A 17,516-nucleotide genomic window follows, 5' to 3' on the forward strand; every position below is an offset into this window, starting at 1 on the left:
GCCTTATTTAATAATAAATTCTCTAACAGATTTAATTGGGTTTTGTTGGTTAGAACCATCTCCATAATAAACGTGGACAGGTCCGTCTTCAGAAAGTGGTTTCCCGGATACTGAAAAACCAAGAATTAGATCCTTTGCGATATCAAGTGATATTTCATGTTCTGATGAAGCTGTTCTAATGATTAAACTAGAAGCATTTTCGTCCGGTTCTGCATTTTTTATAAATGGCTGAAATGGAATACCGAAACTTCCAGTTAACATCTTTTCTTTCTCGTATTTCTTCTCCGTTTTTAAGGTTGGCGGGTAGATCGCACCTTCCATTATTTCACGGTCCCAGTGTTTTGAAATCGATTTTGTATATTTCTCAAGTTCATCTGATTTTTCATTAGTTGTAGAGAAGTAAGTATTCAAATCAATTTTCCGATCGTCAAAAATCCAAACAGTAGGATCAAGAGTAATCGTATATTTAACCTTACCTGATAGTATTATTATGTTTTCCATCCATTCATTCCTCCAGTTCATGTCTATTAAAGTATAACGTGAAATAGAGTGGATGTCATATAAGGAATATGCTGAAACCATAACCCCGCTCGTTATTGTTCTTGCATTTTTCTGTAGTAAAAGGTAAAATTTATAGATAAGTTGGGTTATCGCTCTGAATGGGGGGATCAATGTTGGCGTCTGAAATGATTGTAAATCATCAGGAAAAAGCTTATGCCTTATTACAGGCAGACGCTGAAAAAATATTAAAGCTTATTAAGGTGCAAATGGAAAATCTCACGATGCCTCAATGCCCGCTATATGAAGAGGTATTGGATACGCAAATGTTCGGTTTATCAAGAGAAATAGAATTTGCTGTTAGATTAGGCTTAATTGATGTCAAGGATGGTAAAGCGATTCTAGATAAATTAGAAAGAGAATTATCTGCGCTTCATGATGCATCCATTAGAAAATAGCTAAAGAACTCAAACAATGGTGAAGAATTGTTTGAGTTTTTTATTAACTATTTCCATTATCAGAATATTCCTATTCAAAAGATTGGAGTAATGTAACTTTTCCTCACCTAATTCGTATCGTTTTCTATTATAATAGCTATAACTACAATTTTAAAAACGAGGAAGTTATCACATGTTAAAAAAAATTTTAAAATCCTATGATTACTCATTAATTATTGCAATTATCTTATTGGCTTTATTTGGATTAGTGATGGTTTATAGTGCCAGTATGGCATCGGCAGTACAAAGATATCACGTTCCAAGTGATTACTTTTATCAAAAACAAAAGCTGTATTTAATTGCCTCGGGTGTTATCTTTTTGTTTATTGCTTTATTTCCATATAAAATTATGCAGAATACTAAATTTTTACTCCCGATGGTTGGATTATCTATTCTGAGTCTTATGGGCCTTTTCGCATTTGGACAAGTTAGAGGAAATGCGCAAAGCTGGTATGATTTTGGCTTTATCAGTATTCAGCCGGCAGAGTTCGTAAAAATATCATTAATCATTTATTTGTCAGCTGTATATGCAAAAAAACAGGCATATATTAACAAATTCAATCACGGGGTTTTGCCACCACTGGCTTACCTAGTAATTGTTCTGGGATTAATTGCCTTTCAACCAGACTTTGGTACTGCACTTATTATTGGTTTAATTGCTAGTACGATTATTATCTCTTCAGGTATGAATTTCAAAAATATTACTAAACTGCTTTTGCTTGTTATGATTCTAATTTCACCTGTTTTTTTAGTATTACAAGATGAAATATTCTCAGAAAAACGTATGGAACGATTTCAAGTCTTGAGTGACCCATTTCAAGATGAATTGGATTCAGGATTCCACCTGGCAAACTCATATATTGCGATAGGCTCAGGCGGTGTAAATGGTCTAGGCTTAGGTAAAAGTGTTCAGAAATTGGGATATTTGCCTGAATCTCATACTGACTTTATTATGGCAGTTATTGCAGAGGAATTAGGTGTATGGGGTGTTGGCTTCGTCATTATTACACTAGCCTATATTGTTTTACGTGGTATTTATCTCGGACTTCGTTGTAAAGACCCTTTTGGCAGTTTATTGGCCATAGGTATTTCAAGTATGATTGGGATACAGTCATTTATTAATTTAGCCGGTATCTCAGGTGTTATGCCGCTGACAGGTGTACCATTACCATTCGTAAGCTATGGGGGATCTTCATTATTACAATTATCAATTGCTGCTGGTATTCTTGTAAATGTTTCGATGTTTGTGAAATATGAAAGTAAATATAAAAAGAAGCAAGCAGAAAAAGGGGAAACAGTCAAACAACAAGATGGAAATGTATATCAATTTCGAACATAGCGCTAGGGTAAAATATAGTTCCCTGCGCATTAATATAATAAAGGGAAAAAGAGGTGCTTACATTGTCAAGACAAGTCAATAAAGTGTTAGTCGCAAACAGAGGGGAAATCGCGATTCGAGTTTTTCGGGCATGTTCCGAATTAAATATTAACACGGTGGCGATTTATTCCAAGGAAGATAGTGGTGCCTATCACCGCTACAAAGCCGATGAGGCTTATTTAATCGGCGAAGGGAAAAAACCAATTGATGCCTATCTAGATATTGATGGAATTATTGAAATCGCAAAGTTTAGTGGTGCCAATGCAATCCATCCAGGTTATGGTTTTCTATCGGAGAACATCCATTTTGCTAGACGCTGTGAAGAAGAAGGGATTATTTTTATTGGTCCAACCTCCGATCATCTAGATATGTTTGGTGACAAGGTCAAGGCAAGGAAACAAGCAGAATTGGCCGGGATACCAGTCATTCCAGGCAGTGAAGGTCCAGTTAGCAGCCTGATTGATGTGCAAGAATTTACTCAAAATCATGGTTTCCCGATTATCATTAAAGCAGCCCTTGGCGGCGGCGGCCGTGGTATGAGGATTGTTAATAAAGTAGAGGAAATGCAAGAAGCTTTCGACCGAGCTAGATCAGAAGCGAAGGCAGCTTTCGGCAGTGATGAAGTTTACTTGGAAAAATTAATTGAGAAACCAAAACATATAGAAGTGCAAATATTTGGGGATAGAAACGGTAATATCGTCCATTTATATGACCGGGATTGTTCTGTACAGCGCCGTCATCAAAAAGTGGTGGAAGTTGCCCCGAGCGTCTCCATTTCCAATTCATTGCGTGAGAAAATTTGTACAGCAGCCGTTAAATTAATGAAAAATGTAGGTTATTTAAACGCAGGGACGGTTGAATTTCTTGTTTCAGGCGAGGACTTTTATTTTATTGAAGTAAATCCAAGGATACAGGTTGAACACACAGTAACCGAAATGGTAACTGGGATTGATATTGTACATACCCAGATTTTAATAGCTGAAGGTCAGGATTTACACAGTCCAATTGTTGGAATACCTCCTCAGGATGAAATCAGGGTTAACGGTTATGCTATTCAGTCTCGTGTTACAACAGAAGACCCTTTAAATAACTTTATGCCTGATACTGGAAAAATTATGGCGTATCGCTCCGGCGGTGGATTTGGTGTTCGTCTAGATGCGGGAAATGGTTTTCAAGGTGCGGTAATAACACCCTATTATGACTCTTTGCTTGTGAAGCTTTCAACATGGGCATTAACTTTTGAGCAGGCTGCGTCCAAAATGGTACGGAACCTAAGGGAGTTTAGAATTCGAGGAATTAAAACCAATATTCCGTTCCTTGAAAATGTTGTAAGACATGAGAAGTTTAGACGAGGAGAATACGATACTTCATTTATCGATTCAACCCCTGAGTTATTTGTTTTCCCAGTAAGTAAAGACCGTGGAACCAAAATGCTTTCCTATATCGGAAATGTAACCGTGAATGGTTTTCCGGGAATAGAAAAGAAGAAAAGACCTGTTTTTACAAAGCCTCGTATTCCTAAATTAAGGTATGATTTTCCTTATCAAGACGGTACGAAACAGATTCTTGACCATAGTGGTGCAGAAGGTCTTGTTCAATGGATTAAGAATCAAAACAAAGTATTATTAACCGATACCACCTTTAGGGATGCTCATCAGTCCTTGTTGGCCACAAGGGTTAGAACAACAGATATTCTCCATATCGCAGAGCCGACAGCCAAGCTGCTGCCTAACCTGTTTTCTTTTGAAATGTGGGGAGGTGCAACGTTTGACGTGGCGTATCGATTCCTGAAAGAGGATCCATGGGAGCGGTTGAGGCTGCTTCGTGAGAAAATCCCTAATGTTCTGTTTCAAATGTTAATCCGTGGCTCTAACGCAGTTGGTTATACAAATTATCCTGACAATCTTATCCGTGAATTCGTTAGTAAATCTGCCGAAGAAGGGATAGATGTTTTTAGAGTATTTGATAGTTTAAACTGGGTACCTGGTATGGAAATTGCCATTGAGGCAGTACGGGATAGCGGAAAGATTGCGGAAGCAGCCATTTGCTATACAGGGGATATTCTTGACCAGACTAGAGTGAAGTATAATTTGAACTACTATAAAGCCCTAGCAAAAGAACTAGAAAACCAAGGCGCACATATATTAGGAATAAAGGATATGGCGGGCTTACTTAAGCCAGAAGCAGCGTATAGATTGATATCTGAATTAAAAGAAACGATTGATATTCCAATTCATCTTCATACGCATGATACAAGTGGAAATGGAATTTTCACTTATGCACGCGCCATTGATGGCGGAGTGGATATTGTAGACACCGCATTGGGTACGATGGCAGGGCTTACCTCACAACCCAGTGCAAACTCTCTTTATTATGCATTAGAGGGAAAAGATAGGAGAGCAAATGTAAATATAGATGCTTTGGAACAGCTTTCCTACTATTGGGAGGATGTACGGAAATATTATCATGATTTTGAAAGTGGAATGATAGCACCGCATTCAGAGGTATATCAGCATGAAATGCCTGGAGGGCAATATAGTAATCTTCAGCAGCAAGCCAAGGGAGTTGGTCTTGGTGAGCAGTGGGATGAAGTCAAACAAATGTATACACGAGTAAATCATATGTTTGGAGACATCGTTAAGGTCACACCGTCTTCAAAGGTGGTTGGTGATATGGCGCTGTTTATGGTGCAAAATAATTTAACGGAAGAAGATGTTCTAAATAGTGGGGACGCATTAGATTTTCCTGATTCCGTAGTTGAATTATTTCAAGGGTATCTTGGTCAACCTCATCAAGGTTTCCCAGAAAAATTGCAAAGTGTTATTTTAAAAGGAAAAAAACCATTGGAGGTCCGTCCGGGAGAAATGCTTCCAAAAGTTTCTTTCAAGCAATTAAAGGAAGAGTTAGTGAATGAATTCGGAGAAGACATTTCGGATACTGATATTATTTCATATGCACTTTATCCAAAGGTTTACAAAGAATATATGAATACGGTAAATCTATATGGAAATATTTCATTCCTAGATACTCCAACATTCCTTTATGGTCTGCGGCTTGGTGAAGAAATAGAAGTAGAAATTGAAACAGGAAAAACACTTATTGTAAAACTTGTCTCAATTGGCCAGCCACAGTCAGATGGAACACGTATTGTTTATTTTGAACTCAATGGACAACCGCGTGAGGTAAATATTAAAGATGAAAGTATTAAATCAACAGTTGTTTCTAGACTAAAAGCAGACCCTAAGAATGAAATGCATATTTCTGCAACGATGCCTGGGACTGTTGTAAAACTATTGGTAGAAAAAGGGGAAATGGTAGAACGAGGCGACCATCTCTTGATTACTGAGGCTATGAAAATGGAAACGACTGTACAGGCACCTTTTTCAGGAGTAATAAAAGATATTTATGTAAAAAATGATGATGCCATTCAAACAGGAGATTTACTACTTGAATTAGAAAAATAAACAAATAAAAAAGTTGCCATCAGCTGGCAACTTTTTTTATTTGTTTTTTCGTGATCGGGATAATAATAAAAGAAAATAACTTAGTACACCAAATAAGCAGGTAATAAATAGAGCATGCAGTAAAGCGATGTATAGATTTAGCCGGGTAAAGATAACTAAAGCTCCCGATAAAACTTGAAGGGATACGAGTGCAAACGCACTTATCCAGCCCCAATAAATCACTTTTTGATTTCGATACTTTTTTATAGATAAGTATGCAGCGTAACATATCCAAATAAATATAATACCTGCAGCTGCGCGGTGCCCCATTTGAACCCATTCATATAGATTAGTTGGAAGCGCTGGGCTATCATTAATACATAACGGCCAATCACGGCAAACTAAGCTTGATTTGGTATGACGTACTAAAGCACCAGTATAAATAACAAAGTAGCTATAAATGGATATAGAGATAATATGAAAGCCCATTCTTTTATCAATGATGAGTTTATCTGCATCAAACTTTTTATCGATTTCAAAGATTAGTAAAGTAAGTAAAAAGACAGCTGCGAAAGAAATTAAAGATATTCCAAAGTGAAGTGCAAGAATAAAGTCGGATTGTTCCCATATTACAGCAGCTGCCCCAATTAATCCTTGTAAAACTAAAAAGAAAAAAGAAAGAAAAGATAGGAATTTGGTCTCCCTAATATGCCCAATTGCTTTCCAAGTCCAAATGGATAAGATTAGCACCATAAAACCGACAGCACCAGACACAAGCCTGTGAGCAAGTTCAATAATTAATTCTGGAGTTATGTCTGTTGGTACAAATTCACCATTACAAAGCGGCCAGGATCTCCCGCAGCCCATTCCAGATTCCGTTTTTGTTACAAGTGCTCCGCCTAGTAAAACTAGGATCATTCCAATAGTAGTGGCAACGGCTAACCACTTTAAAGAACGTCGCAAAAGATCACCTTCTTAAGTATTTATTTATTAATTTGCTGTTGGATATTAATGTCAATATAATAAATGTGAATGAACCAGATAAAAGTACCTATATATCATAACGAATACATGAGAAAAAGAACAGATTAAAAACTTAGATTTTTAGATTACATTAAAAAAAATGAATAACTTTACGTTTTCACTATTATTATAGTGAAAACTATCGTTGAATAGGGTTAAAACTAATTGGTAAAATTGAATAAGTCCTTTATACTTCTATATAACAACATTTTAAAAAGGACTCTACTGTACAACACTAGGAAATGATTAAATTCTTATTTAAATTAAAGTGTATTTTATTATCTAAACATTCTAATTTATAGTATAATGTATTATAATTAGTGACGGACACAATTTAGACATAAATTATTCGAAAAAAATTCACAAAAGTACTCCAAAGTGTGATTTAATATACAGAGAAAGTGTTCCTTAAATAACAATATTATAAAATAATAATAGCTTTTAAATAACTATTATAATTTGGAAAAGTTATCTATCGCGTTTATAATAATAATTACAACATACTTAGGAGGGGGAAAGATGCCAAATTCAAAGGCATACGGTGAAGCAACGATCGAAACTGGTACAGCCAGTCTTAATTCACAAATAGAAAAAGCCTCGATGTGGAAAGATTTTACCGCACTTATTAAGATTGGTATTGTCAATTCAAATTTAATCACAACTTTTACAGGAATATGGCTTGCTTTACATTTTAGCGGTCAAAGTTTTTTAAATAACTTAGATATCGTTTTATTTACGGTTATCGGTTCCTCCCTTATTATTGCGGGTTCATGCAGTATAAATAATTACATTGACCGTGATATTGATCATTTAATGGAAAGAACCAAAGCAAGACCAACGGTTACTGGAAAAATAGTTCCTTCAAAGGTATTGTGGCTTGGGTTAGTCTTAATCACGCTAGGTACAATTTTTCTCATGTTTACTACCATGACTGCAACAGTAATTGGACTGCTTGGGGTTTTTAGTTATGTAGTCTTGTACTCCTTATGGTCTAAGCGTCAATTGGTTTCAAATACAATTATAGGCAGCATTTCTGGTGCGGTTCCACCGTTAATCGGTTGGGCTGCTGTCGATGGAAACCTAGATATTATCGCTTGGTCCTTATTTATTCTAATGTTTATTTGGCAGCCTCCACATTTTTATGCACTAGCAATGAGAAGAGTAGAGGAATATAGAGCTGCTGGAATCCCTATGCTTCCTGTGGTGAAGGGTTTTAAAACTACTAAGAAACACATCATAATATGGGTAGCAGCTTTACTGCCGACCCCCATATTACTTACTTCTTTAGGAATCCCATTTCTAATTTTGGCAACCGTATTAAATATCGGTTGGCTTGTATTAGGGATTTATGGATATAAGATCAAAGATGATATTAAGTGGGCAAAGCTAATGTTTGTATATTCGTTGCAATATTTAACGATTATTTTTGTCGCAATGGTTATAGTTACGTTAGTCTAGCTGGGATGTTCTTTCTTAAAAAAGGGGAATATAAAATTATTCTTACAAAAAAATATGGAGGCAATTTGACCAGCTGCCTCCATGTTTTAAATATTTAAGGAGGAATATTTCTACATACATTTTTGATCACATAAAATTAAAGAATTTAATTGGCGAAAGAGGGGTTTGATTAAGCTATGAAAAGGCTTGCGAAATGGCGGTTAATTTCGATATTTGCGATTCTTTCGCTTATCCTTTCAGGATGTGGCGAACCATTCGTATCGGCATTAAGGCCAGCTGGTGAAGTTGCAGACATTCAATATGATCTGATGAAACTAAGCACATTGATAATGGTAGGGGTAATTGTAGTTGTAATGGTAATCTTTTTTATTGTCTTGTTTAAGTTTAGAAGAAAAGATGATAGGATACCAAAACAAGTAGAAGGAAGCCACAAACTAGAAATTATTTGGACAGTTGTACCTATTTTATTACTTTTGATTTTAGCTGTTCCTACCGTTTCTGCCACTTTTAAATTGGCTGATGTTTCACCAATGGAGAAAGAAGATTCCGACGCGTTGGTTATCAATGTACGCTCCAACTTATATTGGTGGGAATTTGAATATCCTGGCGAAGGAATTGTGACAGGACAGGATTTAGTTGTACCAACAGATGAAAAGGTTTATTTTAATTTAATTTCCTCCGATGTAAAACACTCATTTTGGGTACCTGCAGTAGGTGGAAAGCTTGATACCAACACCGAAAACGTTAATAAATTTTGGCTGGAGTTTGATAGTGAGAGGGCTAAAGAAGCTGGAGATTTATTTTACGGTAAATGTGCTGAACTTTGTGGACCATCTCATGCTTTAATGGACTTTAAAGTTAAAACCATGAGCCGTGCTGACTTTGATAACTGGGTGGCTGATATGAAGGTTGTTAAAGAACCTGCCAAAGCAGATACAGCTTTAGCGCAGCAAGGTCAAGATCTCTTTAATAAGAGTTGTTTAAGCTGTCACGCTGTAACACCAGGAAATACAACACCTCCAGAAGCAAGGTTAGCACCAAACTTAACAAACTTTGGTGAACGCTCTCGTATTGCAGGTGTATTGGATCATAACGAAGAAGAGCTTAAGAATTGGCTTCGTACTCCTGAAAAATACAAGCCAGGAAATTTAATGACTGATAAATATCCACAATTAAGTGAAGAACAGCTTGACGCTTTAACAGCATATTTAATGGGATTAAAAGTCCAGGAATAAAAGGGGAATTGGTTGAAAGGGAGGTAAAATTGTGAGTACCTACGCTCAAAAAAAGGGATTTGGCGCAACTTTATGGGACTTTTTAACAACAGTTGACCATAAAAAAATCGCTATCCTATATCTTATTGCAGGTGGATTTTTCTTTGTAATTGGCGGACTTGAAGCAGTTTTTATCCGCATTCAGCTTGCAGTACCAAATAATGATTTTGTTAGTGCAGGTTTATTTAATGAAATTATCACGATGCATGGAACGACGATGATATTCCTTGCAGCTATGCCGCTTGTCTTTGCATTTATGAATGCGGTAATGCCGTTACAAATTGGTGCGCGTGACGTTGCGTTTCCATTTCTTAATGCTTTAGGTTTTTGGTTATTCTTTTTCGGAGGAGTATTCTTAAATCTTTCTTGGTTTTTTGATGGTGCACCTGACGCTGGGTGGACTTCATACGCGTCACTCGCAATGGCCTCAAAAGGTCATGGGGTTGATTTCTATGTACTGGGATTACAGATATCAGGTTTAGGGACACTAATTGGTGGTATTAACTTCTTAGTAACGATTATCAATATGCGTGCACCTGGAATGACTTATATGAGAATGCCATTGTTTACATGGACAACTTTCGTTACTTCAGCACTTATTTTATTTGCATTCCCGCCGTTAACTGTGGGTCTAGTTTTGATGATGTTTGACCGTATGTTTGGTTCTAATTTCTTTGTTACCACCATGGGTGGGAATACAGTAATTTGGGAACATTTATTCTGGATTTTCGGACACCCAGAAGTATATATTTTAATACTTCCTGCTTTTGGTATTTTTTCAGAAATCATGCCTATGTTTTCAAGAAAACGCCTTTTCGGATACTCATCCATGGTATTTGCAACCGTATTAATCGGTTTCCTAGGATTCATGGTTTGGGCTCACCATATGTTCACAACTGGTTTAGGACCAGTTGCAAATGCGATTTTTGCTGTTGCTACTATGGCGATTGCAGTACCAACCGGTATTAAAATCTTTAACTGGTTATTAACCATGTGGGGTGGAAGTGTTAAATTTACGACTCCAATGCATTATGCTGTAGCATTCATTCCATCATTCGTTGCCGGTGGGGTAACAGGGGTTATGCTTGCAGTTGCAGCGGCTGACTATCAATACCATGATACGTATTTCGTTGTCGCGCATTTCCATTATGTAATTGTCGGTGGTGTTGTATTTGCACTTCTTGCAGGTACACATTTATACTGGCCGAAAATGTTCGGAACAATGTTAAATGAAACATTAGGTAAAATCACTTTCTGGTTATTCTTTATCGGTTTCCATATGACGTTCTTTATCCAGCATTTCCTAGGTCTTTGGGGTATGCCGCGTCGTGTATTCACATTCCTGCCAGGTCAAGGATTTGAAATGTCTAACTTAATCAGTTCATTCGGTGCAGTATTTATGTCATTAGGTGTTTTAGTTCTTTTATACAACATCATTATGACTTCAGTGAAAAATGTCCGAGTTGGAAATGATCCTTGGGGAGACGGTAGAACGCTTGAGTGGGCGCTTCCATCACCGCCGCCTTTCTATAACTTTAAGCAGCTCCCATTAGTGCGTGGATTGGATGCTTATTGGTTAGAAAAAATGGAAGGCAAAAAAGGGATGACACCTGCTGAACCACTCGGTGATATCCATATGCCAAACTCTTCATTCCTGCCATTTATGATGTCATTTGGATTATTTGTGGCTGCGTTCGGCGCATTATTCAATATGGATGATAAAGCATGGTCAATACCAGTTCTTGTATTTGGCTTATTGATTACATTCGGCTCAATGTTCATACGTTCAGTAAAAGATGACCACGGATTCCATATTCATAAAGAAGAATTAATGGATGATGAGGATAAGGGGGTTAAGGCATAATGCATGCAGAAGAAAAATTAACGTTAGAAACTTGGCCTGCTGAGCCTGAAAAATCAACCCTTGAAGCAAAAAATAAATTTTTAGGCTTCTGGTTCTTTCTAGGTGGAGAGACTGTGCTTTTTGCCTCTCTCTTTGCTACCTATTTAGCATTAAAGGATAAAGTGCCTGATTCGACACATACATTGGCAAAGGATTTATACGATTTGCCGCTAACGTTTGTTGCTACCATGTTGTTATTAACAAGCTCTTTAACAAGCGTTTATGCAATGCATCACATGAAAAACTTTAATGCAAAAAAGATGAACACTTGGTTAATCATAACCGTTTTATTAGGTGCTGCATTCCTTGCATTAGAGGTTTATGAGTTTTCACATTATGTTCATGAGTACAATCATACTTTTACTAGCAGTGCTTTTGGATCTGCTTTCTACACTTTGACTGGATTCCATGGAGCGCACGTTGCTTTCGGTCTAGTGTGGATTCTTACATTAATTATTCGCAATTCAAAACGCGGCTTGGACCTTTACACTGCACCGAAGTTTTATACAGCAAGCCTTTACTGGCATTTTATTGACGTTGTATGGGTATTCATCTTTACAGTTGTATATTTAATGGGGATGGTGGGATAAACTGATGGCAAATTCACAATTAAATTCAGGTAACCCAAGAGTTGACATTGAATATCGTAAGAAAAAAAGCGCAGAAGAAATGAAACATCAAGTGGTATCATTTGCCATGATGATCTTCTTAACGTTAATTGCTTTTGCAGTTGTAGCTATGAAAGCTTCTGCGTGGTTTATAGTTCCGTTTATTATCCTATTAGCGGTTGTTCAAGTTGTATTCCAGCTATACTATTTTATGCATATGAAGCATAAGGGACATGAAGCACCTACAATGTTTATATATTCTGGATTACTTGTTGGCTTAATTACGATATTAGCTTTCACTACTATTATTTGGTGGTAATCATTGAAGGAAATCGGCGTTATGCCGATTTTCTTTTTATAATGAAGTCATTGCTTTGCTGATTACTTTTCTAAGGTATATAATCAAACTATGATTAAGAATTTATTAAGAGGTGATATGCGGTGCTTACATTAGATATCTTTGGCTTTAAAGCACTTTGGAGCCCGTACTTCCTATTAAGTTTACTAGCAATTATAGCAGTATACTTTTTAATAACAATTAAATTCCGCAGCAAGTTTGCAGATAGTGAGCCGCTGACAAAAAAGCAGGCTGGGTTATTTTTGTTTTCGATGGCATTGATTTATGCAATTAAAGGCTCTCCACTGGATTTAATGGCTCATTTAATGTTTTATGTCCATATGATTTCAATGGCACTATTAGTTCTTGTGATTCCACCAATCTTTATATTTGGTATTCCTGTTTGGATTTGGAGAAAGCTTTTAAATATTAAAGTGATTCATTCTTTATTTACTTTTTTCACCAAACCACTTATTGCGTTAATTGTTTTTAATGGATTGTTTTCCTTCTATCATGTTCCATTGGTTTTTGACCAAGTTATGCAAAGCTTCTGGTTACATGCTGGGTATTCGACACTTTTGTTTATTGTCGCGATCTTTATGTGGTGGCCAATTATTAATCCTGTACCGGAACAGCAAAGGTTAAGCGGGCTTAAGAAGGTAGGGTATATTTTTGCAGACGGAATATTAATCACCCCTGCCTGTGCATTAATCATTTTTGCTCCTGAATCAATTTATGCCACCTATTCTGACCCAGAAGTTTGGGCTCAAGTAATGAGTCTTTGTGTGGGTCCTGCAACATTTGCGGGTTTAGACATAAGTGGACCTGAATTGTTTAGTTCGATGTCATTGGTACATGATCAGCAGCTTGGCGGTGTATTAATGAAGATTATTCAAGAAATTGTATATGGAGTTCTCTTAGCTCATGTTTTCTTTGAATGGTATCGGAAGGACCAGGCAGAATCTGATAAGGAAATTAGCACGACTTTAAAGCCGTCACTGATTGAATAAATCTCCCATTGCACTGGGAGATTTTCTTTTTTATTGAAAATATGGATGAACTAAATTAAAATTATAGTAGAATATATAAAAAGTGAGGATAATTATGAATTCCCTACCCATTTTACCGACGATTAGTACGACATTTATCGTTTTAAGTGCTGTAACTGTTGCAATAGGCTGGTGGCTGATTACTCAAAGAAAAATAGAAGCACACAAAAAGGCGATGTTTGTTGCTGCAATTTTTGCACTTATTTTCTTTATCATTTATATGTCGAGAACAATTTTTATAGGAAACACTGCCTTTGGCGGACCGGATCAACTTAAAATATATTACACTTTGTTTTTAGTTTTTCATATCTTCCTTGCAACTACTGGGGCAATTTTCGGAGTTGTGACGTTATATACTGGGTATAAGAATAATCTTTCAAGACATAAGAAACTGGGTCCGATTACTAGTGTGATTTGGTTTTTTACCGCAATTACTGGTGTTGCTGTCTACTTATTACTGTATGTATTCTTTAGCGGTGGAGAAACTACCTCTGTTATTAAAGCTATCTTAGGATTTTAAATTTTAAAGTGTCTCACTAGACACTTTTTTTGTTTTTTAAAGGAATTTATATTCATAAATCGAAATAAAGTAGCAGGGGAGTGTGATCATCTTGGAAATAAGGGACGTAACTGAAAAAGATTACGTAGAATCAATGAAGCTATCGATGTATGCATTTCAATATGAAATACCTGAAGAGAGCAAGGCAGCAAGAGTAGAAATGTTAAAGAGTCAAAGATTAATAGGTGCTTGGAAGGACAATAATCTTGCAGCAAAACTCCATATTATTCCTCACCAAGTCTATGTAAATGGTCAAGAGTGGAAAATGGGCGGTTTAGCAGGTGTTGCAGCTTATCCTGAATATCGTAGAACTGGCTTTGTAAAAAAACTAATATTCCATGGACTCGAGATCATGCGGTCGGAGGAACAAATTGTTTCATTCTTACATCCATTTGACATCGGTTTTTATCGGAAATTTGGGTGGGAAGTATTTACAGAAAATAAGAAGCTTCTGATTGAGAAAAAGGATCTGAAATTTTTAGAGACTCAGCCTGGAACTGTTAAGCGATTTGCAAAAGAAAATCATCATCCTGATATTGAGAAAGTCTATTCTCGGTTTAGTCATAAATATACGGGAATGCTTGTCCGAGAATTAAATTGGTGGAAGAACAGTATTTATGGTGACGGTCAGATTGCAGTTTATTACAGTGAAACAAACGAAGCATTAGGATACCTCTTATATGAAGTTAAAGACCGGAAAATGGACGTTCAGGAGTTTGTAACGTTAACACAAGAGGCTAGGTTCGGATTGTGGAATTTTATTTGCCAACATGATTCTATGGTGGAAAATGTCACGATTTTGACTTCCAATCATGAACTATTACAATATATCTTGCAACAGCCAAAAGTAAAGATGGAGGTAACTCCATATTTTATGGCTAGAATTGTTGATGCAGAGAAATGTTTGAAAAAATTCCAGTTGAATAACCTGCCTAATAAGATTTTCTTACATATTGAGGATGAATTTGCACCTTGGAATATTGGAAGTTATTTAATTGGTAATGGAGAAACGAAGGTTTATAAGGATAAGCCTGGAAGTACCTGCATACAGCCTCCTCTAAGAGGAATTAGGTTAGATATTAATTCATTGACTGCAATATTATTTGGCTATAAACGACCTGTTGAATTATATGAATTAGGGTATATCAAGGGCCATGAATCGGAAATAGCAGTTTTGGAAGAACTAATTCCACATAGCAAACCTTTCTTTTATGATTTTTTTTAAAGATAAAAACGACGCATGCTGATTATATGCGTCGTTTTATACTTTATAATGCGAATTTTTCTACTTCTGTCTTTACTTCTTCAAGAATTTTTTTGCATTGATTTACTAGAGAAGTTGGAAAGTTTTCTCCCTCTCCATATTCCACTCCATGAGGGTAATAGTGCTTTCCTAATAAAGGTATCATTAACTGAATAACTGCTTTATTAGAATCAACAACCCCTTCAACTGCATGACCGCGGACACGTAAGTAGAATACCCCTTCTTTTAACTCAAACTTACGGTCATATGTAAGACGCTCATAATCCCACTGTTCTGCACGCACTAAACCGTATTCAATCATAACATCATCTAAACGGTTTATTTCAGCTTTCATCTTTTCCAAACCGGTATTTTCAAATTTCATAAATAGTCCCTCCTAAAAACAATGCCTTACCCAATTAAATTAATTCAATTTAATAATAGTTGAAAATGTTTAAACTTGCAATGCATACATCATCGAATAATTCATTGCCTTTTGGTAACCATAAGAAAATGTTGAAGAATATATTTATCATGCTGGGGGCGAAGAAATGGAAAAGATCCGAGACATAATGACAGATGAAGTTGAATGTTGTACTTTGTTGGATAATGTTTTTGAGGTTGCGGTGAAAATGAAAGAATTAAATGTAGGGGCCATTCCGATTGTCGATGGTGATAAGCTTGTTGGTATGATAACGGACCGTGATATTGTTGTCCGAGGTGTTGCTGAAAAGCACCCTGGGTCAACAAAAGTGGAAGAAGTCATGAGTAGTAAGCTTGTTACTATTTCAGCTGATGCGACTGCTAAGGAAGCTGCTAGTTTAATGGCAGAGCACCAAATCCGGCGACTGCCAGTAGTAGAGGGAGATAAACTCATTGGAATTGTTTCTCTTGGGGATTTTGCTATTAGAAAAATGAGCGATGATCAAGCAAAAGTAGCACTCACCGAAATTTCTGAGCAAAATTATAATGGAGTACAACATTAATAAATAACCCTTAATAAATCAAAATGGATACATCAAATGGTGTATCTGTTTTTTTTTAAGCAATATATTTATTTGACGAATTCATTTATCTCTGTTACTAACAAAGACAATGGTGATATAATTATTATTAATATACAAAATACATATACAGAAATAAAAAGTAGTAGAGAGGGTGAATACATCTGCGTACTCTCTTCAGAATTCTCATCCTAGCGTCTATTTTCGTTACAATTGGTTTTTATGTGAGCGTTAATGAAGATGATGATAATAAGGTTTTAATAACGGATGAACCTTCATTAGAAATGAATGAATCATTATATCAAAATCAGGGAAAAGGTATTCAGGAGAAAGCCCCCACTGATCCTCCGAACAGTGGTATGGGATTATTAATAGGACAAGATCTAGAGTATTTAAAAGAGACACTAGGGAATCCACAAAGAATCGATGAATCCTTATATGATTATCAATGGTATATTTATAATTCCGATTACGCGAATTATGTTCAGGTTGGAGTTAAAAACAATAAAATCGTAACAGTATTTGCTATAGGAGAAAATGTGGATGTCTCGCCATTTAAACTTGGACAGCCAATTGAAGAAATCTTTAATTCACAATTAATCGCAACAAATATAGATATTGAGTTTAATGGGAACTCTTATCGCTTTGAATTAAATGATATGGACCTCAATATTCGTCCATTAATTAAATTAGGTGATGTTTATGTCCAATTATATATTGATCAATTTACTGGTAGTCTTTCAAGCGTACGTTTTCTAAATGATGAAACTTTAATTCAGCAACGTCCTTATGAACTCGTCTATAGCGGGGAATTAATGGAGCCTTCTGAACCTAATGAAGAACAGTGGAATTTGATTGAACAAGGTACAGAGAAGGAAATACTAGATATTACAAACATTATGAGGTTAAGGCATAATGTAAAGACACTATTATGGGACGAAGAGACCTCAGAAGTTGCCTATGGCCATAGTAAGGATATGTCCGATAGCGAAGACTTTTCACATACTTCTAAGAGATTTGGCAGTCTTTCTAATAGACTAGAAGCAGCAAAAGTCGCATATAAGTCTGCAGGTGAGAATATTGCGGCAAATTATACAGATGGGCCTGCAGTGGTAGAGGGATGGTTAAATAGTAAAGGGCACCGAGAGGCTCTGTTAAATGAAGAATTCACTCATTTAGGCGTAGGGGTTTATCAAAAATATTATACACAAAACTTTATACAAAAAACAAATTAAGAAAAAG

General features: G+C 36.2%; 16 protein-coding genes. 13 read left to right on the forward strand and 3 right to left on the reverse strand.

The window, feature by feature from the left end:
- Positions 1-3: 3 nt before the first annotated feature.
- Entirely contained in the window at positions 4-501 is a 498-nt protein-coding gene (locus AC2TFD_RS08735; protein WP_335510167.1) for a peptidyl-prolyl cis-trans isomerase, read from the reverse strand.
- Between the two features lie 173 nt (positions 502-674).
- Here AC2TFD_RS08735 and AC2TFD_RS08740 point away from each other — a divergent pair, with 173 nt between their 5' ends.
- The 3 genes from AC2TFD_RS08740 (at position 675) to pyc (ending at position 5,837) form a co-directional block, all read left to right on the forward strand.
- Positions 675-956, forward strand: a complete 282-nt coding sequence (locus AC2TFD_RS08740) for an Fpa/YlaN family protein (RefSeq protein WP_289340470.1) — start codon at positions 675-677, stop codon at positions 954-956.
- A gap of 172 nt (positions 957-1,128) precedes the next feature.
- Positions 1,129-2,334, forward strand: coding sequence for an FtsW/RodA/SpoVE family cell cycle protein (locus AC2TFD_RS08745; protein WP_335567509.1), 1,206 nt, complete (start codon positions 1,129-1,131; stop codon positions 2,332-2,334).
- Between the two features lie 62 nt (positions 2,335-2,396).
- The gene (gene pyc, locus AC2TFD_RS08750) at positions 2,397-5,837 is read left to right on the forward strand and encodes a pyruvate carboxylase (protein WP_335567508.1); all 3,441 of its coding nucleotides are present in this window, start codon (positions 2,397-2,399) and stop codon (positions 5,835-5,837) included.
- 36 nt (positions 5,838-5,873) lie between these two features.
- Here pyc and AC2TFD_RS08755 read toward each other — a convergent pair whose 3' ends face one another.
- Positions 5,874-6,779, reverse strand: coding sequence for a COX15/CtaA family protein (locus AC2TFD_RS08755; RefSeq protein ID WP_335519059.1), 906 nt, complete (start codon positions 6,777-6,779; stop codon positions 5,874-5,876).
- Between the two features lie 579 nt (positions 6,780-7,358).
- On the opposite strand from AC2TFD_RS08755, the gene cyoE reads away from it, so the two are divergent.
- From cyoE to AC2TFD_RS08795, 8 genes are all read left to right on the forward strand, one after another.
- Positions 7,359-8,297 carry a heme o synthase gene (gene cyoE / locus AC2TFD_RS08760; protein ID WP_335567507.1) on the forward strand — a complete coding sequence of 313 codons (939 nt, stop codon included), beginning with the start codon at positions 7,359-7,361 and terminating at the stop codon, positions 8,295-8,297.
- 176 nt (positions 8,298-8,473) lie between these two features.
- Positions 8,474-9,532: a cytochrome c oxidase subunit II gene (coxB, locus tag AC2TFD_RS08765; protein ID WP_335520503.1), complete on the forward strand. Its 1,059-nt coding sequence runs from the start codon at positions 8,474-8,476 to the stop codon at positions 9,530-9,532.
- 31 nt (positions 9,533-9,563) lie between these two features.
- Positions 9,564-11,435, forward strand: a complete 1,872-nt coding sequence (ctaD, locus tag AC2TFD_RS08770) for a cytochrome c oxidase subunit I (protein ID WP_335520501.1) — start codon at positions 9,564-9,566, stop codon at positions 11,433-11,435.
- Positions 11,435-12,064 carry a cytochrome (ubi)quinol oxidase subunit III gene (locus AC2TFD_RS08775; protein WP_335520499.1) on the forward strand — a complete coding sequence of 210 codons (630 nt, stop codon included), beginning with the start codon at positions 11,435-11,437 and terminating at the stop codon, positions 12,062-12,064. The genes ctaD and AC2TFD_RS08775 overlap by 1 nt, the downstream gene beginning before the upstream one ends.
- 4 nt (positions 12,065-12,068) lie before the next feature.
- Positions 12,069-12,401 carry a cytochrome c oxidase subunit IVB gene (gene ctaF, locus AC2TFD_RS08780; RefSeq protein ID WP_335520497.1) on the forward strand — a complete coding sequence of 111 codons (333 nt, stop codon included), beginning with the start codon at positions 12,069-12,071 and terminating at the stop codon, positions 12,399-12,401.
- 122 nt (positions 12,402-12,523) lie between these two features.
- Positions 12,524-13,429, forward strand: a complete 906-nt coding sequence (gene ctaG / locus AC2TFD_RS08785; RefSeq protein ID WP_484675451.1) for a cytochrome c oxidase assembly factor CtaG — start codon at positions 12,524-12,526, stop codon at positions 13,427-13,429.
- A 94-nt stretch (positions 13,430-13,523) separates the two neighbouring features.
- Positions 13,524-13,988, forward strand: coding sequence for a DUF420 domain-containing protein (locus AC2TFD_RS08790; protein WP_335519097.1), 465 nt, complete (start codon positions 13,524-13,526; stop codon positions 13,986-13,988).
- A gap of 82 nt (positions 13,989-14,070) precedes the next feature.
- Positions 14,071-15,252 (forward strand): GNAT family N-acetyltransferase, encoded by a 1,182-nt coding sequence (locus tag AC2TFD_RS08795; protein WP_484675452.1) that lies wholly within the window; start codon positions 14,071-14,073, stop codon positions 15,250-15,252.
- A gap of 43 nt (positions 15,253-15,295) precedes the next feature.
- Here the strand turns inward: AC2TFD_RS08795 and AC2TFD_RS08800 are convergent, their stop codons facing one another.
- Positions 15,296-15,655, reverse strand: coding sequence for a YugN family protein (locus tag AC2TFD_RS08800; protein ID WP_484675453.1), 360 nt, complete (start codon positions 15,653-15,655; stop codon positions 15,296-15,298).
- 166 nt (positions 15,656-15,821) lie between these two features.
- Here AC2TFD_RS08800 and AC2TFD_RS08805 point away from each other — a divergent pair, with 166 nt between their 5' ends.
- Both AC2TFD_RS08805 and AC2TFD_RS08810 read left to right on the forward strand, forming a co-directional pair.
- Positions 15,822-16,256, forward strand: coding sequence for a CBS domain-containing protein (locus AC2TFD_RS08805; protein WP_484675454.1), 435 nt, complete (start codon positions 15,822-15,824; stop codon positions 16,254-16,256).
- Between the two features lie 242 nt (positions 16,257-16,498).
- Positions 16,499-17,509 carry a CAP domain-containing protein gene (locus tag AC2TFD_RS08810; protein ID WP_335519108.1) on the forward strand — a complete coding sequence of 337 codons (1,011 nt, stop codon included), beginning with the start codon at positions 16,499-16,501 and terminating at the stop codon, positions 17,507-17,509.
- Positions 17,510-17,516: the final 7 nt, after the last annotated feature.

The organism is Neobacillus sp. plas4, assembly GCF_057221695.1.